We start from the raw sequence: 23800 nt of genomic DNA on the forward strand, positions 1-23800 counted from the left end.
TCAGGCCGCCAGGCGCAGGTTGTGGATGATCAGCGGGCGCGCCCAGCGGCTGTCGAAGTCCAGGGCTTTCTGTTGCTCAACCAGCTCTTCTGCCGGGAACGGCGGCGGGGCGGGCGGCAGCAGGTCCAGTTCGAATTCGGCAATCGGCAGGTGCAGCGGTCGTGGTTGCGGCGCCGGGCCAGGCGTGGGCAGCGGTTGCCCGGCGTTCAGGACGATCGGGCGTACCCAGCCGCTTTCGAAGTTTTGCTGCTTTTGCTGGGCGACCACTTCTTGCGCCGGATACGGTGGCGGTGCCGGTGGCAGCAAGTCCAGTTCGAATTCGGCGATGGGCAGGAACAGCGGCTCGGGCGGGGCGATTTCGGTGTCTTTTACGTCGCACGCGCGCTGGGTGACGATCTGTGACAGCAGGTCACTGCCTTCGCTGGGTTCAACCGATGGATCCACAGGCTTCGCCGGGGATTTGGCGAGCGCGCCCGGCGTGTCGCCGAGCTGTTCGGCCAACGCCTGGGCGAAGAAGTCTTGCCACACATGACTGACCCCGGCCAGCGCTTGGGTATTGCGCAGGCCGAAGTGGTTGTGGGTCGGCAGTACACCGGTGAATAGCGAAGGAATGTCTGACATTTCTCTCGATCGTCGCTCAGCTCTGGCAAAATGCCGGATCCTTTTTTTTATCGGCCGCTTTTGGCCGATCCTTAATATTTTTGAGCGTAGTCACCGATGAGCGAACAACCAGCGGCCAGCCGCATTCGGGTCGAGGCCTTGGCCGAGGGTTTTCAGGCCCGTGCCCAGCAGTGGGCCGAGGAGCTTGGGTTGCCTTTGCAGCTGGATGAAGCGGATTTTGCCTTGCAGTTGGGGGAGCAGGGCCTGCAGCTGCAACAGCTGGGGCCGGACGCGCCCGGACCGGTGCGGGTGGATTTTGTGGAAGGCGGTGCGGCGCATCGGCGGTTGTACGGGGGTGGCAGTGGGCAGATGATTGCCAAGGCGGTGGGTGTGGCTCAGGGCGTGCGGCCGCGGGTGTTGGACGCGACCGCCGGGTTGGGCAAGGACGCGTTCGTTCTGGCCAGCCTGGGTTGCGAGATGAGCCTGGTTGAGCGTCAGCCGTTGATTGGTGCCTTGCTGGAGGATGGTTTGGCGCGTGGGGCTGAGGATTTTGAAGTGGCGCCGATTGTGGCGCGGATGAAGTTGCTCAAGGGCAATTCCATCGAGGTGATGCGCGATTGGGAGGGGGAGCCGCCTCAGGTGATCTATCTGGATCCGATGTTTCCGCATCGGGAGAAGACCGCGTTGGTGAAGAAGGAGATGCGGTTGTTTCGGCCTTTGGTGGGGGATGATCCCGACGCGCCGGCGTTGCTTGCTGCAGCGTTGGCTTTGGCCAGCCATCGGGTGGTGGTCAAGCGGCCGCGTAAGGCGCCTTGTATTGAGGGGGTGAAGCCGAGTCATGCGTTGGATGGGAAGTCCAGTCGGTATGATATTTATCCTAAGAAGGCGCTGAAGTCGTGAGGGGGCTGAGGGGCTGAGGGTTGAGTACATATCCGTTGCTGCGGTCACGGCGGCTTATGGTTCCGCTCTTACAGCGGGTCACTTTTGGCAAACGCCCGGAATGCCGGCCCAGCCAAAAGTAACCAAAAGGTCTTTGCCCCACCACTCGGTGCCTCGCTTAGGCTCGGCATGCCGGAACGAAGGCCCGGTTCCGCGGGCCGCCGCGACGGGCCATCCATGGCCCGGCGCGGCTAAATCGGCATCCCTGCCGATTTACCCGCTCCACCGTGCCTGCTTGCGGCCATCGTGGTTAACGGGGCCCGCAGATCAAGATCAAAAGCAGATCAAGAGCACGGCGGCCTGAAAGCCGACCTGAGTGGTAAAAGCCAGATCAAAAGCCAAGGCAAGCGCAGAGCTGCTTTTCTGTGGGAGCTGGCTTGCCTGCGATGCAGACAACTCGGTCTTTCAGATACACCGAGGTGATGCCATCGCAGGCAAGCCAGCTCCCACAGTTGACCGTGCCCGCTCTGGTTTCAGATGTTGATCTTGCCTTTGCTTCACCACACTCAAGCCGGCCTGTAGGCCGCTGTGCTCTGGCTTTTGATCTGTTTTTGATCTTGATCTTAGGCGCCCCGTTAAACCACGCTGGCCGAACGCAGGTAGTACGGAGCGGGTAAACCGGCAGGACGCCGGTTTAGCCGCGACGGGGCAGGGACGCCCCGTCGCGGCGGCCCGCTTCGTGCTACCGGAGCTGAGGGCACACCGAGCCTAGGCGAGGTGCCGAGTGGTGGGGCAAGAGCGTTTTGCTTACTTTTGCGCTGTTCAAAAGTGAGCCGCTGTAAGAGCGGAACCCTAAGCGGCCGTTACCGCAGCAACGGATATGTACATCAAACCCGATAAGCCCGCATAAACAACCCCACCACCTCCTGCACATGCTCCTCAGCCGCCTCGGCACTCAACTGCCCCCCGCACCCATACAACAAGCAAAAATTCGCCGTACCCTTCAGCAGGCAAAAAAAGTGCTCAGCGGCAGTGAGCGGCTTGGGAATACTCAGCGCGCCACTCTGGTCGATCTTGCTCAGCAGCCGCTCCATCCCCTGCAACATGCGCATCGGCCCCGCCTCGAAAAAGATCTGCGACAACTTCGGATCCTGACTCCCGGAGGTCATCATCAACCGGTGCAGGTTCACCGACTCCTCGCTATTGATCAGCACATGAAACCCACGCGCAATATTGAGCAGCACCTTCTCCACCGGCACATCTGCCGGCAGTTCGAAATACATCACCGGTAACTGCTCTTCGCACTTGGCAACCACCGCCGCCGAGAACAGCGTCTCCTTGTCGGTGAAATGACTGTACACGGTCAGCTTCGATACCCCGGCCTCCACCGCCACCGCATCCATGCTGGTGCTCGCATACCCATTACTCAAGAACAGGATCTTCGCCGCTTCGAGGATCGCCTGGCGTTTTGCCATGTCCTTGGGACGCCCGGGGCTATTGGTGTTCACAGGATTGTCGGACATTTTCACTTTATTACTGGACTGGTGAGTTTGGTATTAATAACATACTGGCCAGTATAATTATTCCTACAACTATTAGCGAAAGGTCCTTCAGCATGCGCAGCTATTTCCTGCCATTCGCGTTGCCTGCCAGCTTGCTGTTCCTGTTGGCTGCCTGTGGCCATGAAGAAGCGGCGCAGACTACCGTCCGCCCGGCCATGGTGGTTCAGCCAGAGCCTTCGGCGCAGGCTTCCGACAGCTACCCGGGTGAGGTGCGTGCCCGCTATGAACCCGACCTGGCCTTTCGCATTGGCGGCAAAGTCAGCCGACGACTGGTCGAGGAGGGCGAGCGCGTCAAGGCCAACCAGCCCCTGGCAGAACTCGATCCGCAGGATGTGCGCCTGCAACTGGAAGCCACTCGCGCCCAGGTCGCCGCCGCCGAAGCCAACCTGAGCCTGGTGCGCGCCGAGCGTGACCGCTACAAGACACTGATGGACCGTCAGATGGTCAGCCGCTCCCAGTACGACAATTCCGAAAACCTCTACCGTTCAGGTGAAGCCCGTCTCAAGCAGATCAAGGCCGAATTCGACGTGGCCAATAACCAGGCCGGGTATGCCGTGCTGCGCGCGCCCCAGGATGGCGTGGTGGCCAAGCGTGCGGTGGAAGTGGGCCAGGTGGTATCGGCCGGCCAGACCGTATTTACCCTGGCCACCGATGGCGAGCGGGAGGTGCTGATCAGCGTGCCGGAGCAAAGCTTCGGGCGCTTCAAGATTGGCCAGCCGGTGTCCGTGGAGCTGTGGAGCCAGCCGGACCAGCGCTTCAACGGCCGCATTCGCGAACTATCACCCGCCGCTGATCCCAAGTCGCGAACCTTTGCCGCCCGCGTCGCTTTCACCGGCGGCAAGGTGCCTGCAGAGCTGGGGCAGAGCGCTCGCGTATTCATACAGGCCGACGGCGTGATTCCCCTGGCGGTGCCACTGTCGGCCCTCAGTGCGGAGAACGGCGCGTCCTACGTCTGGGTGGTGCAGCCCGACAATACCCTCAAGCGCACACCGGTGCGGATCGGTGCCTTTGGCGAGAAAACCGTACCGGTGCTGGAAGGCCTGAGCCCTACCGATTGGGTGATCGCCGCCGGCGTGCATGTACTCCATGAGGGCCAGCAAGTGCGCCCGGTGGATCGGGCCAACCGAGTGGTAAGCCTGGCGGCCAAGGAGTAGTCCCCGATGGGTTTCAATCTTTCCGAATGGGCGTTGCGCAATCGCCAGATCGTATTGTTTCTGATGATCCTGCTGGCAGTGGTAGGCACCTTGTCCTACACCAAGCTGGGACAAAGCGAAGACCCGCCGTTTACTTTCAAGGCCATGGTGATCAAGACCAACTGGCCGGGGGCGACTGCCCAGGAAGTCTCGCGCCAGGTCACCGAACGTATTGAAAAGAAACTGATGGAGACCGGTGACTACGAGCGCATCGTGTCGTTCTCGCGCCCTGGCGAATCCCAGGTCACCTTCATGGCCCGGGACTCGATGCATTCCGCGCAGATCCCGGACCTCTGGTACCAGGTGCGCAAGAAGATCAGCGATATTCGCCAGACCTTGCCGCCGGATATCCAGGGCCCGTTTTTCAACGATGAGTTCGGCACCACCTTTGGCAATATCTACGCCCTGACCGGCGACGGCTTTGACTATGCCGTGCTCAAGGACTACGCCGACCGCATCCAGATTCAGCTGCAACGGGTGCCGGATGTGGGCAAGGTCGAACTGCAGGGTTTGCAGGACGAGAAGATCTGGATCGAACTGTCCAACCTCAAGCTCGCCACCCTCGGCCTGCCGCTGGCCGCGGTGCAGCAGGCGTTGCAGGAGCAGAACGCGGTATCGACCGCCGGCTTCTTTGAAACCCCGAGCGAGCGCGTGCAGTTACGGGTGTCCGGCAACTTCAAGACCGTTAAGGAAATCCGCGACTTCCCTATCCGCGTTGGTGACCGCACGTTCCGTATCGGTGACGTGGCCGAGATTCACCGCGGCTTCAACGACCCGCCGGCACCGCGCATGCGCTACATGGGCGACGATGCCATCGGCCTGGCCGTGGCCATGCGCGATGGTGGCGACATCCTGGTACTGGGCAAGGCCCTGGAAAGCGAATTCGCACGCCTGCAGAAGAACCTTCCTGCCGGCATGGAGCTGCGCAAGGTGTCGGACCAGCCGGCAGCGGTGAAAACCAGTGTCGGCGAATTCGTCCAGGTGCTGGCGGAAGCCTTGGCGATTGTGTTGCTGGTGAGCTTCTTCTCCCTGGGCGTACGCACCGGCATGGTGGTGGCCCTGGCAATCCCGCTGGTGTTGGCCATGACCTTCGCCACCATGTACTACCTCGGCATCGGCCTGCACAAGATTTCCCTCGGTGCATTGGTGCTCGCACTGGGCTTGCTGGTGGACGACGCGATCATCGCCGTGGAAATGATGGCGATCAAGATGGAGCAGGGCTACGACCGGCTCAAGGCCGCCAGTTTCGCCTGGACCAGTACCGCGTTCCCGATGCTCACCGGTACGCTGATCACGGCGGCGGGTTTCCTGCCGATTGCCACGGCGCAATCGAGCACCGGCGAATACACCCGTTCGATCTTCCAGGTAGTGACCATCGCGCTGCTGGCCTCCTGGGTCGCAGCGGTGGTGTTCGTGCCGTACCTGGGGGAAAAACTCCTGCCGGACCTGGCGAAGATTCATGCGGCCAAGCATGGCGCCGATGGGCCGGATCCCTACGGTACGCCGTTCTATCAGCGTGTAAGACGCCTGGTGGAATGGTGCGTGCGTCGGCGCAAGACGGTGATTGTCCTGACCTTGCTGCTGTTTATCGGCTCGGTGGCGCTGTTCCGCTTTGTGCCCCAGCAGTTCTTCCCGGCTTCCGGGCGGCTGGAGCTGATGGTCGACCTCAAGCTGGCTGAAGGTGCGTCCCTGAGCAACACGGCAGACCAGGTCAAACGCCTTGAAGCGTTGCTCAAGGAACATGCCGGTATTGAGAACTATGTGGCCTACGTCGGCACAGGCTCGCCACGTTTCTACCTGCCCCTGGACCAGCAACTGCCCGCGGCCAGCTTTGCCCAGTTTGTGGTGTTGGCCAAGACCATCGAGGAGCGCGAAAGCCTGCGCACCTGGCTGATCGAGACCCTCAACGAACAGTTCCCGGACCTGCGCTCGCGGGTCACGCGGCTTGAGAACGGCCCGCCCGTTGGCTACCCCGTGCAGTTCCGGGTGACGGGGGAGCACATCGAAGAAGTCCGGGCCCTGGCGCGGAAAGTGGCGGCCAAGGTTCGCGAAAACACCCATGTGGTCAACGTACATCTCGACTGGGAAGAGCCGAGCAAGATCGTCTACCTCAACGTCGATCAGGACCGCGCCCGCGCCCTTGGTGTGAGCACCGCCAACCTGTCGAAATTCCTCCAGAGCTCCCTCACCGGCTCCAGCGTCAGCCAGTACCGCGAGGACAACGAGTTGATCGAAATCCTGCTGCGCGGCACCGTTCACGAGCGTACCGAGCTGTCGTTGCTGCCAAGCCTGGCAGTGCCCACCGACAACGGCAAAAGCGTGGCGCTGTCGCAGATCGCGACCCTGGAATACGGCTTTGAAGAAGGCATCATCTGGCACCGCAACCGCCTGCCGACCGTGACCATCCGCGCCGATATCTATGGCAAGGAACAACCGGCAACCCTGGTGCAGCAGATCCTGCCGACACTGGAAGGCGTGCGCGCTGAATTGCCCGACGGTTACCTGCTGGAAGTTGGCGGCACGGTGGAGGATTCCGCCCGTGGACAGAACTCGGTCAAGGCCGGCGTGCCGCTGTTTATCGTGGTGGTGCTGACGTTGCTGATGCTGCAGCTGCGCAGTTTCTCACGCACGGCCATGGTCTTTCTTACGGCGCCACTGGGGTTGATCGGGGTGACGCTGTTCCTGTTGGTGTTCCGCCAACCCTTTGGGTTCGTGGCGATGCTGGGAACCATCGCCCTGTCGGGGATGATCATGCGCAACTCGGTGATCCTGGTGGACCAGATCGAGCAGGACATCAAGGCCGGGCTGGCGCCCTGGCAGGCGATTATCGAGGCGACGGTGCGACGCTTCCGGCCGATCGTGCTGACAGCGCTGGCGGCGGTGCTGGCGATGATCCCGTTGTCACGCAGCGTGTTCTTCGGGCCGATGGCTGTGGCGATCATGGGCGGGTTGATTGTGGCGACGGCGTTGACGCTGTTGTTCCTGCCGGCGTTGTATGCGGCGTGGTTCAGGGTCAGGAAGGACGCTGTGTAAGTCTGCGAGCGGCAGGGATGTCCTGTAAGGAAGTTCCTTTTGTCATTCACATGTAGACGCAAAGTGCAGTGTTGGCCGGTGGAACGTTTGTACGTGCTGCTCCACTCAGAATTGTCTGATTGACAGGCATGGTTGTCGGAGCCGCAGGCAGCGGCTCCGATGAACAATAATGAGTTCATGGAGCGTCATATGTTTATTTTGTCTGCCATTGCTGGAATTGCTGCGTTCAAAGGAGCCCTCCTGGGATCATTATTCGGCAATATGGTCACCCCGAAAGGCGCTGATAAGGGCCCCCCGCAAAAGCCGGGGCATGGACGCCGCGGCTTTGACCGGCACCGCCCATCACTGCCAACCTTGCGTCCTGTGCTGCAAGACGGGCACCGCCAGTATCTCCCTGCCGTGAGCGAGATCCATCAGCCCTACAGGCCATCCCATGGGCTTCTCCCGCTGAGTCGATGACATCCTGAAGGCCAATGAAATGCTGGCTCTGTCTCAGCCTCGCCGGGCTGGAACCTTTTTTTCACGGGAGCCACATAGAGTTACCTGATAGGCAGGTGTGTTTTTCTGTCGGAAACTTATAGAGGCGACACAAGATGCTTTTACAAGCGTTAGGCAACTTTTACATGGGCGTGGGCATGTTGTTGGGAGGTGGTTCTGCTAGCCAACCAATAAACCAGCATTGCGATAAATCCAAACGCGGCGAGCCTGCAAGCCGGCGCGAGCTTGAAGCAAGACTGGCGAATCTTGAATCCGTTCAATACAGCCATTCGCAGCCGCGAAACAGCATTACGATTAATAACAGCAACACCCTCGTCAGTCGCTGAGTGTGTAGATCGAGCGCGTGCTTGTTTATATCGAGTCAATGCAAACGCCCCGCAATCAGCGGGGCGTTTGCATGTTTACGATCAGCCAAAGCCGCGGGTTTACAGCGCTCCGAAGACCTTCTTCGCCAGGCTGGTAGCAGCCGCTGCGGGGTTCTTGCGAATGGTCTCTTCCTGCTGGGCGATCATCTTGAACAACCCGTCCAGCGCCTGCTCGGTCACGTAGCTTTCGACGTTGGCGCTCTTGGCATCAATGGCACCAAAGCTGGCCGCCTTGCCTGCGAGGGCGTTGTACTGCTGGGCAACGCCAACCTTGTCGGTAGCCGCCTTGACGATCGGCAGGAACTTGGCCCGGATCTCGTCACGGCTGCTTTTGTTCAGGTACTGGGTGGCCGAGTCCTGGCCGCCGGTTAGGATGCCCTTGGCGTCGGTCACGCTCATGTTTTTCACGGCGTTTACCAGGATCGGCTGGGCCTGGGTCACGGCAGACTCGGCGGCCTTGTTCATGCTGGCTTCAAGCTGGTTGACCTGGTCACCCATGCCGAACATTTTCAGCTTGTCGGCGACTTTACCCAACTTGCCCGGCAGGCCGATTTTCACTTCCGGGTTGTTACTGAAACCACCGGGAACCCCCAGTTGTTTGACGGCAATCTGCGCGCCTTGGGTCAGTGCGTCCTTGAGGCCGCCGGTGGCGTCGCCCTGGGACAGGCTGCCAAGGGACAAGGCCATGGCGTTGGCACCGAGCAGCAGGCCGGCACACAGGGCAGTGAGGCGAAGGGAGTTGCGGAGCATGGGCGCTTCCTTATGTTCGATATCTTAATCAGTGTGCAACCGCGTCCACGCGTACGCGCAGCGGTTGTGGATCCTGGCCGTTCAACTGCACGGAGTGCCGTTCGGTGGTGATAAACAGTAGCTTGCCATCCAGTTCGATGCGAGCGCTGACCGAGTAACTGTGGCCAGGTTTGACTTGGGCCGGGTCGTAGCTCAGGTGAAACGGCAGCGGCACCTGGCCTTTCACCGGGCCTTTCTGCTCGGCCAGGGTCACGGCCGGGGCATCCATCAAGGACACATCTTGCAGGGTCACACTCAAGGTGGCCGCGGGCGGCAGGGCGATGCGTTGCAGGTAGAACACTTCGCCATCAAGGCTGGCTTTGGGGGCGGGGCTCATGGTCTGGCAGGCTCCCAGCAGGGCGGTCAGGCCCAGGAGAATGATTTTTTTCATGGTACAGCTCCTTGTCAACGGCGCCAGAAACACCCTGGCGCCTTGGTCACTCTAGTGTGTTTCTTCGGGGGCAACGGGCTTGTCTGCCGCCTCTTCACTGCGATGCAGGGCCACCTGGCGAATCGACAGGCGAATCTCCGCCGGCAACACGCGCTTGGCCGCGCCTTCGGCCAGCTCACCCAGCAACGGGTGATAGCTCAGCTTGCCGGCCTCGTCGCGGCGTAGCACATCTTGCTCCAGCAACGTCTGGATAAAATGTCGGAAAAGGCTCTTGTCGAAGAACTCCGGTGCATTCAAACCATGCAGGATCGACAGGCGCTGGGCCATGACGGTACACAGGTCTTCCAGCTCCTCGGCACTGATGCTGTGCTGGCCGCTGTTGAGCAGCAGCGAGATGGCCATGTAGAAGCGTTGCAGGGTCTGGGCGATGCTCTTGGACAGCAGCGTCAGCAGTACAAAGTGCCGTGAACTCGGGGCCGGACGCAGGTACACCTCGTTCTCGAAACGCAGCAGGCCTTGTTCGACGAAGGCCTCCAGCCACTGGTCGACTACCGCGTCCAGCTCGTCCAGGGACCAGCGGATAAACAGCTCTGATTGCAGGTACGGGTAAAGCGCGCGGGTGTAGCGCAGGATCTGTTCGCGGCTCATGCGCGAGCTGCTCTGGAAGAAACTCGCCAGCAGCGCCGGCAAGGCGAAGATGTGCAGCACGTTGTTGCGGTAGTAGGTCATCAGGACGGCATTCTGCTCGTCCAGGTAGAGAATCTTGCCCAGCGCGTCACTCTGTTCCGACAGCAGGTCCATGTCCTTGACGTGCTTGATCAGCGCCAGGCCGTCACCTTCGGGCAAGGTGGTGTGGGGCGAGTAGGGCACCTTGCGCAGCAAGGCCAGGTACAGATCAAGCTGGCGTGCCATCGCTTGCTCGTCCAAAGCCAGGCGCGTGGTGGACAGCAGCGCCAGGGCCACCAGGTTCACCGGGTTGATCGCCGCCGCTTCGTTCAGGTGTTGCGCCACCCGCTCGCCGAGGCGGTTGGTGGTTTCGTTGAGCCACGCCGGCTTGTAGTTCGGCCCCAGCTCCTGGGAACGCCAGTCGGGCTGCTCGCTGTCGAGAAATTCCGCCAGCTTGATCGGTTCGCCGAAGTTCACCGCCACCTGGCCAAAGCGCTGCTTGAGGGCGCCGACCACTTTGAAAATATCGAAAATCGACTCTTTTTTCTTGCTCGCACCGCGCAGCTCGCCGAGGTAAGTACGGCCTTCCAGCACGCGCTCATAGCCGATGTACACCGGCACAAACACGATGGGCATGCGCGAGGAGCGCAGGAAACTGCGCAGGGTGATTGCCAGCATCCCGGTCTTCGGTTGCAGCATGCGCCCGGTGCGCGAACGGCCGCCTTCGACGAAGTACTCCACCGGGAAACCCTTGGTGAACAGGGTGTGCAGGTATTCGTTGAACACCGAGGTGTACAGCGGGTTGCCCTTGAACGTGCGGCGCATGAAAAACGCCCCGCCACGGCGTAGCAGGCTGCCGATCACCGGCATGTTGAGGTTGATCCCGGCGGCGATGTGCGGCGGGGTCAGGCCGTTCTTGAACAGCAGGTAGGACAGCAGCAGGTAGTCGATGTGGCTGCGATGGCACGGCACATAAATCACCTCGTAACCCTGGGCGACCTTTTGCACACCTTCGATGTTGTTGACCTTGATGCCGTCGTAAATCTTGTTCCAGAACCAGCTCAGCACCACTTCGAGGAAGCGGATGGCGGTATAGGTGTAGTCCGAAGCAATTTCGTTGCCGTAGCGCAGGGCCTGGGCCTTGGCTTTCTCCGGGGTGATTTTCTCGCGTTCGGCTTCGTCGAGAATCGCCTGGCGCACCAGCGGCATGTTCACCAGGCCTTTGACCAGGTTGCGCCGGTGGGACAGGTCGGGGCCGATCACCGCGGTTTTCAGGTTGCGAAAGTGCACCCGCAGGATGCGTTGGGCCATGCGCACGGTGCGTTCGTGGCCTTTATTGTGCTCGATCAATTCACGCAGGTTGATGGGCGCGGAGAATTGCACCCGGGTCTTGCGGCCCAGGATCAGGATGCTCAGCAGCCGGCGCAGGCGGCCGGTCACGGCCCAGCTGTCGGCGAACAGCAGTTTCCACGGGCTGGACTCGCTGTCGGGCGACTGGCCCCAGAACACGCTGACTGGAATGATCTGTGCATTCTCTTCGGCGTGTTCGGTGAGCACGTCCACCAGGCGGGTCAGGGTGGGCGGTGCGCCGCGCTTGTCCTGGCGGCCGAGCCAGTCTGGCTCGGGGGTCAGGTAGAAAAAGGCCGCGGGTTCCATCAACGGGCCGACCGATACCGGCAGCACCGGGCGCGGCAGGCCGGCCTTGGTACATTCGGTATCAACCACCGCCAATTCGGTGAGGGACGGGGATTGCAGGACGTAAAACACCGGGCGGCTGCGGTCGAGGTTCAGGGTAAGGGACGACTGGTTGATCGTCTCTGAGCGAACCCAGAGGTACAACAGCCGGCGCAAGGTGCCAAATACCAGACGGCGAAAAGGAGAACGGGTCATACGGCTTCTGCTTTGAGTGGGGAATACCGAGCAGATGCTCGGGGCGCTAGTGTGCAGTATTAGCCGAAAATCGGCAAAAAAGCGGCGAAGTAATCTTGAGTTGAAGCTTTTTGAGCCTGTCTTATACTCGGCAGTTCAACTGCGACGACTCAACAATAAACGTACTTATAAAAAGCATGTGGGAGCAAAACAGATGGCAACGCGCGAAACCGGCAATGTGAAGTGGTTCAACGACGCAAAGGGCTACGGCTTTATCCAGCGGGAAGATGGCAAGGACGTGTTTGTGCACTACCGCGCCATTCGCGGTGAGGGGCATCGTTCATTGGCTGAAGGCCAGCAGGTGGAATACGCCGTGGTGACGGGCGAGAAGGGCTTGCAGGCTGAGGATGTGGTGGGCCTGTAACCCGATAGGCACAACACACCTTTAAATGTGGGAGCCCGGCCGAATGTGGGAGCCGGGCTTGCCCGCGATAGCATCGCCGCGGTTTGGCTGAATGACCGAGGTGCGCCCATCGCAGGCAAGCCAGCTCCCACATTTGATTGGGTTTGCACATCGAGGCTTTGTTAGCCTGACTTACGCCGTTTTCCAGGTGATCTGCTCTTCACCGTCTTCGCTGATACGAATCCAGGTATCCGCGCTTTCTTCGCCTTCTTCCTCAACCCAGCTACCGGGCGCGCAACGCACTTCGACGTTCAGCGCGGCAAAGGCCGCACGGGCGCAGGCGATGTCGTCTTCCCACGGGGTCTGGTCGCTTTCCAGGTACAGGCTGTTCCATTTGCCTACGGCTTTGGGCAACCAGGTGACCGGCACGCTGCCGGCGGTGCACTTGTAGGTCTGGCCGCGCTGGACCCAGTCGGTGCACGGGCCCAGGGCGGCGCCCAGCCAGGCGGCGATGGCCTTGTGGTCGACGTCGGCGTCCTTGAGGTAAATCTCGATATCAGGTTGGCGCATGGATGTTCCTCATTGCGGGATTTTGAAAATCCATTCGCGGATTCGGTGCGGGCCCCAAGAGGCCCTCAAAATAATGGGTTATTGAAGCACGAAATAGTCGTAGCGCATCGACACAGTGACCAGCAGCGGTTCGGCGGCCTCGATCACCTGGGCCCGGCGCTCGGCACTGGCGCGCCAGCCGTGGGGCGTCATGGCCAGCAGATTGGCGCGATCCTGGGGGTCGGCCAGGCTGAGTTTGAACTCCAGGGTTTCGCTGTGTTGCAGGCTCATGCCGTCAGGCACCAGCGCCAGGTGCTTGTCGTCGGTGTACTCGCGCACTTCGTCGTACAAACGCTCGCGCAGCTCCATCAGGTGGCCGCTGGTAGGGCCAACCTTCATCAAGCCGCCGCCCGGGCTGAGCAGGCGCTTGGCCTCCAGCCAGTCCAGCGGGCTGAAGACGCTGGCCAGGAACTGGCAGCTGGCATCGGCCAACGGCACCCGGGCCATGCTGGCGATCAACCAGGTCACCGTGGGGTTGCGCTTGCAGGCGCGCTTGACCGCTTCCTTGGAAATATCCAGCGCATAGCCATCGGCGCGCAGCAGGGTATCGGCGATTTGCGCGGTGTAGTAACCCTCGCCACAACCGATGTCCAGCCAGCGCTGGGGTTTGCGTTCAGCGGCCAGTTCGGCCAGGCGCCTGGCCACCGGGGCGTAATGCCCGGCGTTGAGGAAGTCGCGGCGCGCTTCCACCATCGCCAGGTTATCCCCCGGGTCGCGGCTGTTCTTGTGCTGCACCGGCAGCAGGTTCAGGTAACCCTGGCGCGCGCGGTCGAAACGGTGCCCGACCGGGCAGGCCACGCCGTTGTCCACTTCATGGAGCGGTGCGCTGCAAATGGGGCAAGCAAGCATCAGGCGAGCAACTTGATCAGGGTCTGGTAGTAGATTTCGGTCAGCACGTCGAGGTCGCTGGCGAGGATGCGCTCGTTGACCTGATGGATCGTCGCGTTGACCGGGCCCAGCTCCACGACCTGGGTGCCGAGGGTGGCGATGAAGCGCCCGTCGGAGGTGCCGCCGCTGGTAGAGGCCTTGGTCTCGCGGCCGGTGACGGCCTTGATGCTGGCGGAAACCGCATCGAGCAACGCGCCCGGTTCGGTAAGGAACGGCAGGCCCGACAGCGCCCACTCCACATGCCAGTCCAGGCCATGCTTGTCGAGAATCGCCGCGACCCGCTGCTGCAGGCCTTCGACGGTGGACTCGGTGGAGAAACGGAAGTTGAACACCGCCGTCAGGTCACCCGGGATCACGTTAGTGGCGCCGGTGCCGGAATTGAGGTTGGAAATCTGGAAGCTGGTGGGCGGGAAGAAGGTGTTGCCATCGTCCCAGTGCTCGGCGGCCAGTTCCGCCAGCGCCGGAGCGGCCAGGTGGATCGGGTTCTTTGCCAGGTGCGGGTAGGCCACATGGCCTTGCACGCCGCGCACGGTCAGGGTGGCACCGAGGGAGCCGCGACGGCCGTTCTTGACCACGTCGCCCACCAGAGTGGTGCTCGACGGCTCGCCAACGATGCACCAGTCCAGGCGTTCCTTGCGGGCCGCCAGGCGTTCGATCACGGCTTTGGTGCCGTGGTGCGCCGGGCCTTCTTCATCGCTGGTGATCAGGAAAGCCACCGAACCCTTGTGGTCCGGGTAGTCGGTGACGAAACGCTCGGACGCGACCAGCATTGCCGCCAGGCTGCCTTTCATGTCCGCCGCGCCACGGCCGCAGAGCATGCCGTTTTCGTCGATCAACGCATCAAACGGATCGTTCTGCCAGGCCTTGACCGGGCCGGTCGGCACCACGTCGGTGTGGCCGGCGAAGCACAATACCGGGCCTTCGTGTTTGCCGTGGGTGGCCCAGAAGTTATCCACATCCTCGATGCGCATCGGCTCAAGCGCAAAACCGGCGTCGCCCAGGCGCTGCATCATCAGCTTCTGGCAATCGGCGTCGATCGGCGTCACCGACGGGCGACGGATCAGGTCGATAGCAAGTTGGAGGGTTGGCGAAAGGTCGGCGTGGGCCGTCATGTAAAAACTCCAGTGCAGGGCGCGCAAAATGGCCGTTATCTTATAGCAAAACGGCGGCCAGAGGCCGCCGTTTAGTGCATTGCGCAGGATTTTAAGCTGCGGTTGCGGGCTCTTGCGCCGGCGCCGGTTTCGGCAGCGACGACAGGAACGCCATGATCAGCGCCGCCACATACGGCAGCGACTGCACCAGCAACATCACCACCCAGAAGCGTATGTCATTGCTTGGCAGGCCCTGCACCAGGTAAATCCCCAGTGCCGCGCCCCACAACAGCAGCATGATGAACATCTCTTCCCGGGCTTCGGAAATCGCCACCCAGAAACCGTGGTTATCGGCGTTCTTCGGTGTACGAAAGAACGGAATGCTGGTGGTGAAGAAACCGTACAGCACCGCCTTGGCGATGGTGTGGGACAACGCCAACCCGGCCAATGCCGCGCAGAACGCATCCTTGAGGTTCACACCCACCGCACGACGGTAGAGGAAGATGATCTTGCCGACCTTGAACACGAACAACGCCAGGGGCGGGATCGCGAAAATCAGCAGCGGCGGGTCAACCCGCGTCGGCACGATAATCATCGCCGCCGACCACAACAGGGCGCCCACGGTGAAGAAGATGTTCATGCCGTCCGCCACCCACGGCAACCAGCCTGCGAGGAAGTGATAACGCTGGCCACGGGTCAGCTCGGTGTCCTTGCCGCGCAACAGGCTCGCGGTGTGACGCTTGATGATCTGGATCGCACCGTAGGCCCAGCGGAAACGCTGTTTCTTGAAGTCGATAAAGGTATCGGGCATCAGGCCCTTGCCGTAGCTGTCGTGGTAGTACGCCGCCGACAGGCCTTTCTCGAAGACCCGCAGGCCCAGCTCGGCATCTTCACAGATGCACCAGTCGGCCCAGCCCAGTTCTTCCAGGACCGAGCGACGGGTCATGGTCATGGTGCCGTGCTGGATGATTGCGTCACGGTCGTTGCGGGTGACCATGCCGATATGGAAGAAGCCTTTGTATTCCGCGTAGCAGAGCTTCTTGAAGGTGCTTTCGTTCTGGTCGCGATAATCCTGTGGCGACTGCACCACGGCAATTTTCGGGTCGGCGAAGTGCGGCACCATGTGCTTGAGCCAGTTCGGCGACACGCAGTAATCAGAGTCGATCACGGCGATAACTTCGGCATCCTTGGCGGTATGCGGTATCAAGTAGTTCAGCGCGCCACCCTTGAAACCGGCCAGGGGCGAGACGTGGAAGAACTTGAAGCGCGGGCCCAGGGTTTCGCAGTAGTCGCGCACGGGCTCCCACACGGCCGGGTCCTTGGTGTTGTTGTCGATGATCAGGACTTCGTAGTCCGGATAGTCGAGGGCGGCCAGGGCGTCGAGGGTCTGTTTGACCATCTCCGGCGGCTCGTTGTAGCACGGCACATGGATCGAGACTTTCGGGCGGTAGTCCGAATCCCCCTCAACCGGCAGGAATTCGCGCCGGCGTTTGTGGGTCCAGACCGCTTCCGCCAGTTCGTGGGCTTCGGTGAGCAGCACGATAAACACGCCGAGGGCGCCGAGGGCCAGGAGGATGCCCACGGTGACGCTGAACCAGGTGCTGTATTGCTGGCTGTAGTCGTAGCCGATCCACACCAGCACCGAACCGCACAGGAACGCGATAAAGGTCAGGAAGGTGCGGCCACGCTGGCGCAGGGCCGAGCCGTCGATCATCAGCAGGGTCAGGGACAGCAGCGCAAGCACCACCGAACCGATGGCCAGCACGCGCCATTGCGGGATCGCGACAACCGGGCCGTCAAAGTTGAATTTCTGCTGGCGTGCGGCGTTGTACACGCCCCAGTAGGCGCCCGCCGAGCCTTCGTCGCTGACTTTCCAAGGCTGGTCGAAGGCCTCGATCACGAAGTAGTTGTAGCCCTGGCGATTGAGCTTGTTTACCAGTGTGCGCAGGTAAATCGCCTGGTCGGCCGGAGACGTTTCATTGCCACCGCGCATGCGTCCGTTACTCGGCCAGCCAACCTCCGACAGCAGCAGCGGCTTTTTCGGGAACAGTTTCTTCAGGTCCCGGGCACGATCAAGTACGTACTGGCCGGCCTTGTCCATCGGGATAAATTCCCAGAACGGCAGGATGTGCGCGGCGATCAGGTCGACGTGCTTGGCCAGTTGCGGGTTCTTTTCCCAGATGTGCCATTGCTCGGAAGTCGTCACCGGCACTTTCACGGCGGCGCGCACCCGGTCCAGCAGCACAATCAGCGCCTCCGGGGTGATTTCCTCACGGAACAGCGCTTCGTTACCCACCACCACCCGCACGACGCTGCGGGAACTGTTGGCGATCTCGATGGCACGCTGGATTTCGCGCTCGTTGCGCGCAAGGTCCGGGCTGATCCAGATCCCCAGGGTCACCCGCAGGCCGAACTCTTCCGCCAGCTTGGGGATATCCCCCAGGGTGCCGTCGACCGAGTAGGTACGGATGTTGTCCGTCAGCTTGCTCATGATCGCAAGGTCCTGACGCATTTGATCGTCAGTCGGATACTGGTCTTTCTGTGGGAACTGGCCTTGCTGGAACGGCGAGTAGGAAAAACCGGAGATCTGTTCAGGCCAGTTGGGGGCAGTGACCGGGCGGTTGATCAGCGCCCAGAAGCCGGTGAACAGCGCGGCAATTGCCAGCACCACCACCAGGTTGAGTCCAAATTTACGCGATGACATGGCTATTTCGGGTTCCAAAAGGTGTGGAACGAAAAGAGGTGTCGGCCTAACGCCGAACGGCGCGCATCCTACACCGGCCTTTCACTGACCGTACAGCAAGCCGAGAAAAACCGGACATTGGGCAGCGAAACTTCACCTAAGTTCTTTACTTGTAGCTGGATGCGTCGAACTTGTCGCGGCAACGCCCTATAATGCGCGCCGGTTTTTGGGGTAATGGTCATGAGTACAGAAGATCCACGGTTTGCCGGCGTCGCCCGCTTGTATGGCATTGAAGGCCTGGAACGCCTGAAGGCGGCCCATGTGGCCATCGTCGGCGTGGGCGGGGTTGGCTCGTGGGCGGCGGAAGCCATCGCCCGTTGCGGCGTAGGCGAGATTTCGCTGTTTGACCTGGACGACGTGTGCGTCAGCAACAGCAACCGCCAGTTACATGCGCTGGACAGCACCGTGGGCAGGGCCAAGGTCGAGGTCATGGCCGAGCGCCTGAAGGGCATCAACCCCGACTGCACCGTGCATGCGGTGGCGGACTTCGTGACCCGCGAGACCATGGCCGAGTACATCACGCCGAACATTGACTGCGTGATCGACTGCATCGACAGCGTAAACGCCAAGGCGGCGCTGATTGCCTGGTGCAAGCGGCGCAAGATCCAGATCATCACCACCGGCGGCGCGGGCGGGCAGATTGATCCGACGCTGATCCAGGTGTGTGACTTGAACCGTACGTTCAACGATCCGCTGGCGTCGAAAGTGCGCTCCACCTTGCGCCGCGACTATGGCTTCTCGCGCACCGTGACCCGCCATTACAGCGTGCCTTGCGTGTTCTCCACCGAACAACTGCGCTATCCGAAGCCGGACGGCAGCATCTGTTTGCAGAAAAGTTTTGTCGGGGATGGCGTGAAGCTGGACTGCGCCGGCGGGTTTGGCGCGGTGATGATGGTCACCGCGACCTTCGGCATGGTGGCGGCGACCAAGGCGGTGGACAAGATTGTGGCCGGGGTGCGCCGGCCTTCGGATCGGGTCAAGGCCCCTTAATTCTGGCACCTTACACAAATCAAAAAATGTGGGAGCTGGCTTGCCTGCGATGGCGGTCTGTCAGTTACTACAACGATGACTGATACACCGCAATCGCAGGCAAGCCAGCTCCCACAGTAGTTATGTGTTTGAGCTCAGGTCGCGCATACGCTGCAAGACTGCATTCAGGCCATTGCTGCGCGACGGTGATAACTGCCGCGATAAGGCCAGTTGGTCAAACCAGTCGGGCAAGTCGACGGAGTGCAGTTCGGCGGCCGATAAACCATTAACCCGCGCCAGCAACAGCGCCACCAACCCGCGAATCAGCCGTGCATCGCTGCTGGCGGCAAACTGCCAGTGGCCGTCCTGCAAACGCCCCACCAGCCACACCAGGCTTTCACAGCCCTGCACTAGGTTGGCGTCGACCTTGTCTTCAGCCGGCAAGGCGGGCAACCGCTCGCCCCATTGCATCAGCAGGCGGGCGCGTTGTTCCCAACTGCCGACCGCCTGGAACGCTTCCAACGCGACAACCGCGTCCGTCGGCAAGCTCATCGCAACATATCCATGGCCTGATCCAGCGCTTCAAAAAAACGCTCCAGGTCGTCGGAGTCGTTGTACAGCGCCAGCGACACCCGAATCGCCCCGGAGAGCCCCATCTGCTTGAGCAGCGGCATCGCACAGTGATGGCCGGCGCGCACGGCAATCCCCTGCTCGGTCAGCAAGTGGGCGAGGTCGGCGTTGTGCACGCCCTCCACCACAAAGCTGGCCAGGGCGACTTGCGGAGAGCCCAGCAGGCGCACGCCGTTGCGCGCTTGCAGGCCACGCAGCAGGTAGTCGTGCAGGGCGGCTTCGTGGGCCGTCACCGCCTGTTGATCCAGGGAACTCAGGTAATCGAGGGTTGCGCCTAGGCCGATCACGCTGGCGATCGGGGGTGTTCCCGCTTCGAAGCCAAGGGGCGCGGGGCGGAAGCTGGCGCTTTGATAGTCAGCCTGTTGCACCATCTCGCCACCAAACTGCCAGTGACGCAGGTGATGCAGGGCTTCAGTGCGGCCATACAGCACGCCGACCCCGTCCGGCCCGTAGAGCTTGTGGCTGGAAAACACATAGAAGTCGCAGCCCAGGGCCTGCATGTCATGGCGGCCATGGACGATGCCCTGGGCGCCATCGACAACGGTCAGTGCTTGCTGGGCCTTGGCCAGCGCCAGCAATTGCGGCAATGGCTGCCAGGCGCCAAGCACGTTGGACAGTTGGCTCACCGCCAGCAATCGGGTGCGAGGGCCGATCAAACGTGCGGCGGCTTGCAGGTCAATCAAGCCGTCATCGTCAAGCGGCAGTACCACCAGTTCCAGCCCGCGACGTTTGGCCAGTTGCTGCCACGGCAGCAGGTTGGCGTGGTGCTCCAGGGCGCTGATGACAATCTCGTCGCCCGGATTGAATAGGTGCTCAAGGCCATAAGCCAGCAGGTTCAGCGCCGAAGTCGCGCCGTGGGTAAAGATGATTTGCCCGTCGTCACCGACGTTCAGCCACTGTGCCACCTTGCTGCGACTGTCCTCGAAGGCCTGGGTCGCGTGAGCGCCCGGCAGATGCTGGGCACGGTGCACATTGGCTGCGCCATTGGCGTAGTAATGGCTGATGGCGTCCAGCAAGGCTTGAGGTTTTTGCGTGGTAGCGGCGTTGTCCAGATAGGTCTGGTCTTGCCGTTGCAGGGTGGCGATGGCCGGAAAGTCGGCGCGCCAGGGAGAGGGCACAAGCATGGTGATCAAGGCTCGTATAAACGGCCCGCACCGGTCAGGTGAGGGCCGTCAGTGGCATCGAGTCGCTGCTTAGTTGTGAGCGTGCAGCGCTGCGTTCAGTTCGATGGCCGATTTGTGGGTTTTGCACTCCACGGCACCGGTCTCGGAGTTGCGGCGGAACAGCAGGTCCGGTTGGCCGGCCAGCTCACGGGCCTTGACCACTTTGACCAGTTGGTTGGCCTCGTCCAGCAGCGCAACCTTGGTGCCGGCGGTGACGTACAGGCCCGACTCCACGGTGTTGCGGTCGCCCAGCGGGATACCGATACCGGCGTTGGCGCCGATCAGGCAGCCTTCGCCCACCTTGATCACGATGTTGCCGCCGCCCGACAGGGTGCCCATGGTGGAGCAACCGCCGCCCAGGTCGGAACCCTTGCCGACGAATACGCCAGCCGACACACGGCCTTCGATCATGCCCGGGCCTTCGGTGCCGGCGTTGAAGTTGACGAAACCTTCGTGCATCACGGTGGTGCCTTCACCCACGTAGGCGCCCAGGCGGATGCGCGCGGCATCAGCGATACGCACGCCGCTTGGCACTACGTAGTCGGTCATTTTCGGGAACTTGTCCACCGAGAACACTTCCAGCAGCTCGCCACGCAGGCGTGCTTCCAGTTGACGCTCAGCCAGCTCGGCGATGTCGATGGCGCCCTGGCTGGTCCAGGCCACGTTCGGCAGTTGCGGGAACACACCGGCCAGGCTCAGGCCGTGTGGCTTGACCAGGCGATGGGACAGCAAATGCAGCTTGAGGTAAGCCTCGGGGGTGGAGGTCAGCGCGGCGTCTTCGGCCAGCAGCGTGGCGACCAGTGGCGTGTGGCTTTCAGCCAGGCGGCTCAACAGGGCGGCTTGGGCGGCGTCGACACCCTTGAGCGCGTCAGCCAGTTGCAGGGCCTGGGTGACGGTGAAGGTGATCGCCTGGTTGCCTTCGGTGTAACCGAGGATTGGAGCGATGGCTGCGATGATTTCAGCCGATGGATTGAGCAGCGGTTGTGCGTAAAACACTTCCAGCCAAGCACCTTGGCGGTTCTGAGTGCCGACGCCGAAGCCCAGGCTGAACAGGGAATTGGACATGCTATTACCTCTACAAAAATGAAGTGGGCTGGCCTACTTGAGGGCCGCCGAATAACTATCTGGCTTGAAGCCAATCAGGGTTCTGTCACCGAGATCAAGCACCGGGCGCTTGATCATCGAGGGTTGTGCGAGCATCAATTCAATGGCTTTCGACTGATCGAGATCGGCTTTGCGTTCGTCTTCGAGTTTGCGAAAGGTGGTGCCCGCACGGTTCAAAACCACCTGCCAACCGTGCTCATTGCACCATTGGGTCAAGTGTTCGCGGTCGATACCGGCCGTTTTGTAGTCATGAAACTCATAGCTGACAGCGTGTTCATCGAGCCAGGTGCGCGCCTTTTTCATGGTGTCGCAGGCTTTGATGCCGAAAAGGTGCAACGTTTTGCTTGAAGCGGTCAAGGAATTGCCCCCCTTTGGGCTGACGGAGATGAAAGGTCACGGATTATGCCATGGCCAGCAGCTTTCGGCGCCGCTCGTCACAAACGTGTTTTGCCCACGTGCGACTTTTGTGCAAAGGCCATCGCGCAGCATAGGCGGCTAATATGGCACTTCAAAGGCGAGTTGTTGCCTGATGTGTGTTGTTGCAAGTTGATTGTCTGGGAATCCCGCTTTATGCAAACCGCCTACACCGTACTTATCCTGCTGATGCTGGTCAGCGTTTCGCGTCTGGTCGGGCGTGTTATCCCACTGCCGTTGCCGCTGGTGCAGATTGCCGCCGGCGCCTTGCTGGCGTGGCCGACCCTGGGGCTGCATGTGGCCCTGGACCCTGAGTTGTTTCTTTTCCTGTTTTTGCCGCCGCTGCTGTTCTCCGATGGCTGGCGTATGCCCAAGCGTGAACTGTGGCGCCTGCGCGGGCCGATCCTGACGCTGGCGGTGGGGCTGGTGTTGTTCACGGTAGTGGGCGCCGGTTACTTCATCCATTGGATATTGCCTACGATCCCGCTGCCGGTGGCCTTCGCCCTGGCGGCGGTATTGTCGCCGACGGATGCCGTGGCGGTGTCGGCGATTTCCCAGAATCGCTTGCCGACGCCGTTGATGCATATGCTCCAGGGCGAGGCGTTGATGAATGACGCGTCGGGTTTGGTGACGTTCAAGTTCGCCCTGGCGGCGGCGCTGACCGGGGTGTTTTCCCTGGCGGATGCCAGCCTGACCTTTGTGCTCGTTGCGGTCGGTGGCCTGGCCATTGGTGTGGCCTTGAGCTGGCTGGTGGGCCGCCTGCGGTCCTGGATGATCGCCCGCGGCTGGGATGACCCGGCGACGCACGTGGTGTTCATGTTGTTGCTGCCGTTTGCCGCCTACGTGCTGGCGGAACGCCTAGGCGCATCGGGGATCTTGTCAGCGGTGGCCGCGGGGATGATGCAAAGCTGGCTGGACCTGCTGCCGCGCCAGACCAGCACCCGGCTGCTCAATCGCAGCGTGTGGTCGCTGCTGGAGTTTGCGTTTAACGGGTTGATCTTCCTGCTGCTGGGCCTGCAATTGCCCGACATCATCAAGGCCGTAGTCAGCCATGAGCCAACACTGTGGCCGACGTTGCTGTACCGCTGCCTGGACGTGATCGCGATTTTCCTGGTGCTGGTGGTATTGCGGTTTATCTGGGTGCAGAGCATCTGGCGCCTGTCAGGTTTACTGCGCCGTCTGCGTGGCAAAAGTGAGCTGACGCTGGTGCCCACAGCCCGTTCCTGCTGGTTGTTGACCGTGGGCGGGGTGCGGGGTGCGGTGACGTTGGCGGGTGTGATGTCGGTGCCGTTGCTGTTGGCGCCCGGTGAGGCGTTCCCGGAGCGTGATCTGCTGATCTTTATTGCCGCGGGTGTGATTTTGCTGTCTCTGGTCGCTGCCTGCATTGCCTTGCCGCTTCTGCTGCGGGGAATCGAAAAGAGCCCGGACGACAGGCGCCGCAGCGAGGTGCGTGACGCCTGGAAGAAAACCGCTGAAGCGGCGATCCATGCCCTGGAAGCCGAAGAACCTGCTGAAGCGGCACCCCAGGATGCCGCCCAGGCAGCCTTGGCCACTGAGCTCAAGGCGCGGTTGATGTCGGAATATCGTCATCAGCTGGAAGTGTTCAACGACTCGGCGGAAGCCCAGGCGCTGGCGTTTCAGATGGATCAACTGGAGCGCAAGTTACGGCTCAAGGCCCTGAGGGCGCAGCGCTTGGAGTTGTATAGCCTGAGTCGTCACCACCAGATTGGTGATGACGTGCTGCGGGAGGTGTTGGCGGATCTGGATATGAGTGAGGCGAATCTGGGTCACGTCAAATAACACCGCGGTGCTTACTTGTGGCGAGGGAGCTTGCTCCCGCTGGGTGACGAAGTCGCCCCAACGCTGGCGACTTCATTCATGCAGGGAAACAGCGTCAGCCGGTCTACGACTGCTGCGCAGCCGAGCGGGAGCAAGCTCCCT

The 23800-nt window shown here is 61.5% G+C and carries 20 protein-coding genes; 7 read left to right on the top strand and 13 right to left on the bottom strand.

Going from position 1 to position 23800, the window contains the following annotated elements; genetic code table 11:
- Complete coding sequence (locus V3W39_RS22855; protein WP_177047380.1) at window positions 1-621, bottom strand: energy transducer TonB; 621 nt, start codon at window positions 619-621, stop codon at window positions 1-3.
- 96 nt (window positions 622-717) lie between these two features.
- On the opposite strand from V3W39_RS22855, the gene V3W39_RS22860 reads away from it, so the two are divergent.
- Entirely contained in the window at window positions 718-1500 is a 783-nt protein-coding gene (locus tag V3W39_RS22860; RefSeq protein ID WP_177115532.1) for a class I SAM-dependent methyltransferase, read from the top strand.
- A gap of 866 nt (window positions 1501-2366) precedes the next feature.
- On the opposite strand, the gene V3W39_RS22865 is transcribed toward V3W39_RS22860, so the two are convergent.
- Complete coding sequence (locus V3W39_RS22865) at window positions 2367-3002, bottom strand: TetR/AcrR family transcriptional regulator (protein WP_177041984.1); 636 nt, start codon at window positions 3000-3002, stop codon at window positions 2367-2369.
- 92 nt (window positions 3003-3094) lie between these two features.
- On the opposite strand from V3W39_RS22865, the gene V3W39_RS22870 reads away from it, so the two are divergent.
- The 3 genes from V3W39_RS22870 (at window position 3095) to V3W39_RS22880 (ending at window position 8091) form a co-directional block, all read left to right on the top strand.
- A complete protein-coding gene (locus V3W39_RS22870) occupies window positions 3095-4195 on the top strand; it encodes an efflux RND transporter periplasmic adaptor subunit (RefSeq protein ID WP_330213378.1) in 1101 nt (366 codons plus the stop codon).
- A 6-nt stretch (window positions 4196-4201) separates the two neighbouring features.
- Window positions 4202-7267, top strand: a complete 3066-nt coding sequence (locus tag V3W39_RS22875; RefSeq protein ID WP_177041988.1) for an efflux RND transporter permease subunit — start codon at window positions 4202-4204, stop codon at window positions 7265-7267.
- Between the two features lie 593 nt (window positions 7268-7860).
- Window positions 7861-8091: a type III secretion protein gene (locus V3W39_RS22880; protein ID WP_177041990.1), complete on the top strand. Its 231-nt coding sequence runs from the start codon at window positions 7861-7863 to the stop codon at window positions 8089-8091.
- 99 nt (window positions 8092-8190) lie between these two features.
- Here the strand turns inward: V3W39_RS22880 and V3W39_RS22885 are convergent, their stop codons facing one another.
- Genes V3W39_RS22885 through plsB form a run of 3 tightly spaced genes read right to left on the bottom strand, consistent with a single transcriptional unit; the run spans window position 8191 to window position 11866 of the window.
- The gene (locus V3W39_RS22885) at window positions 8191-8880 is read right to left on the bottom strand and encodes a DUF4197 domain-containing protein (RefSeq protein ID WP_010176773.1); all 690 of its coding nucleotides are present in this window, start codon (window positions 8878-8880) and stop codon (window positions 8191-8193) included.
- Window positions 8881-8908: 28 nt separating this feature from the next.
- A complete protein-coding gene (locus tag V3W39_RS22890) occupies window positions 8909-9310 on the bottom strand; it encodes a YbaY family lipoprotein (RefSeq protein ID WP_017479432.1) in 402 nt (133 codons plus the stop codon).
- Window positions 9311-9361: 51 nt separating this feature from the next.
- The gene (gene plsB / locus V3W39_RS22895) at window positions 9362-11866 is read right to left on the bottom strand and encodes a glycerol-3-phosphate 1-O-acyltransferase PlsB (RefSeq protein WP_177076710.1); all 2505 of its coding nucleotides are present in this window, start codon (window positions 11864-11866) and stop codon (window positions 9362-9364) included.
- A gap of 193 nt (window positions 11867-12059) precedes the next feature.
- On the opposite strand from plsB, the gene V3W39_RS22900 reads away from it, so the two are divergent.
- Window positions 12060-12269: a cold-shock protein gene (locus V3W39_RS22900; RefSeq protein ID WP_003219353.1), complete on the top strand. Its 210-nt coding sequence runs from the start codon at window positions 12060-12062 to the stop codon at window positions 12267-12269.
- A 171-nt stretch (window positions 12270-12440) separates the two neighbouring features.
- Here the strand turns inward: V3W39_RS22900 and V3W39_RS22905 are convergent, their stop codons facing one another.
- The 4 genes from V3W39_RS22905 to V3W39_RS22920 all read right to left on the bottom strand — a co-directional run bounded on the left by V3W39_RS22905 (window position 12441) and on the right by V3W39_RS22920 (window position 17540).
- Window positions 12441-12818: a hypothetical protein gene (locus V3W39_RS22905; protein WP_010176770.1), complete on the bottom strand. Its 378-nt coding sequence runs from the start codon at window positions 12816-12818 to the stop codon at window positions 12441-12443.
- Between the two features lie 78 nt (window positions 12819-12896).
- Window positions 12897-13706, bottom strand: a complete 810-nt coding sequence (locus tag V3W39_RS22910; protein WP_177115764.1) for a putative RNA methyltransferase — start codon at window positions 13704-13706, stop codon at window positions 12897-12899.
- Window positions 13706-14857: a succinyl-diaminopimelate desuccinylase gene (dapE, locus tag V3W39_RS22915; protein WP_063032923.1), complete on the bottom strand. Its 1152-nt coding sequence runs from the start codon at window positions 14855-14857 to the stop codon at window positions 13706-13708. Before dapE ends, V3W39_RS22910 begins: the two co-directional genes overlap by 1 nt.
- Window positions 14858-14948: 91 nt before the next feature.
- Window positions 14949-17540 carry a glycosyltransferase gene (locus tag V3W39_RS22920; RefSeq protein ID WP_177131720.1) on the bottom strand — a complete coding sequence of 864 codons (2592 nt, stop codon included), beginning with the start codon at window positions 17538-17540 and terminating at the stop codon, window positions 14949-14951.
- Window positions 17541-17759: 219 nt separating this feature from the next.
- On the opposite strand from V3W39_RS22920, the gene tcdA reads away from it, so the two are divergent.
- A complete protein-coding gene (tcdA, locus tag V3W39_RS22925) occupies window positions 17760-18569 on the top strand; it encodes a tRNA cyclic N6-threonylcarbamoyladenosine(37) synthase TcdA (protein WP_177042000.1) in 810 nt (269 codons plus the stop codon).
- Between the two features lie 120 nt (window positions 18570-18689).
- Here tcdA and V3W39_RS22930 read toward each other — a convergent pair whose 3' ends face one another.
- The 4 genes from V3W39_RS22930 to V3W39_RS22945 form a co-directional block, all read right to left on the bottom strand.
- Window positions 18690-19100 (bottom strand): SufE family protein, encoded by a 411-nt coding sequence (locus tag V3W39_RS22930; RefSeq protein ID WP_177042002.1) that lies wholly within the window; start codon window positions 19098-19100, stop codon window positions 18690-18692.
- The gene (locus tag V3W39_RS22935) at window positions 19097-20302 is read right to left on the bottom strand and encodes an aminotransferase class V-fold PLP-dependent enzyme (protein ID WP_177042004.1); all 1206 of its coding nucleotides are present in this window, start codon (window positions 20300-20302) and stop codon (window positions 19097-19099) included. Before V3W39_RS22935 ends, V3W39_RS22930 begins: the two co-directional genes overlap by 4 nt.
- Before the next feature lie 69 nt (window positions 20303-20371).
- Window positions 20372-21406 (bottom strand): 2,3,4,5-tetrahydropyridine-2,6-dicarboxylate N-succinyltransferase, encoded by a 1035-nt coding sequence (dapD, locus tag V3W39_RS22940; protein WP_010176763.1) that lies wholly within the window; start codon window positions 21404-21406, stop codon window positions 20372-20374.
- Window positions 21407-21439: 33 nt separating this feature from the next.
- The gene (locus V3W39_RS22945; RefSeq protein ID WP_053137275.1) at window positions 21440-21802 is read right to left on the bottom strand and encodes an ArsC family reductase; all 363 of its coding nucleotides are present in this window, start codon (window positions 21800-21802) and stop codon (window positions 21440-21442) included.
- Window positions 21803-22015: 213 nt separating this feature from the next.
- Here V3W39_RS22945 and V3W39_RS22950 point away from each other — a divergent pair, with 213 nt between their 5' ends.
- Window positions 22016-23659, top strand: a complete 1644-nt coding sequence (locus tag V3W39_RS22950; protein WP_177042006.1) for a Na+/H+ antiporter — start codon at window positions 22016-22018, stop codon at window positions 23657-23659.
- Window positions 23660-23800: the final 141 nt, after the last annotated feature.

The organism is Pseudomonas sp. Z18(2022) (assembly GCF_036346535.1).
GTDB classification, from domain to species: Bacteria; Pseudomonadota; Gammaproteobacteria; order Pseudomonadales; family Pseudomonadaceae; genus Aquipseudomonas; species Aquipseudomonas yamanorum_A.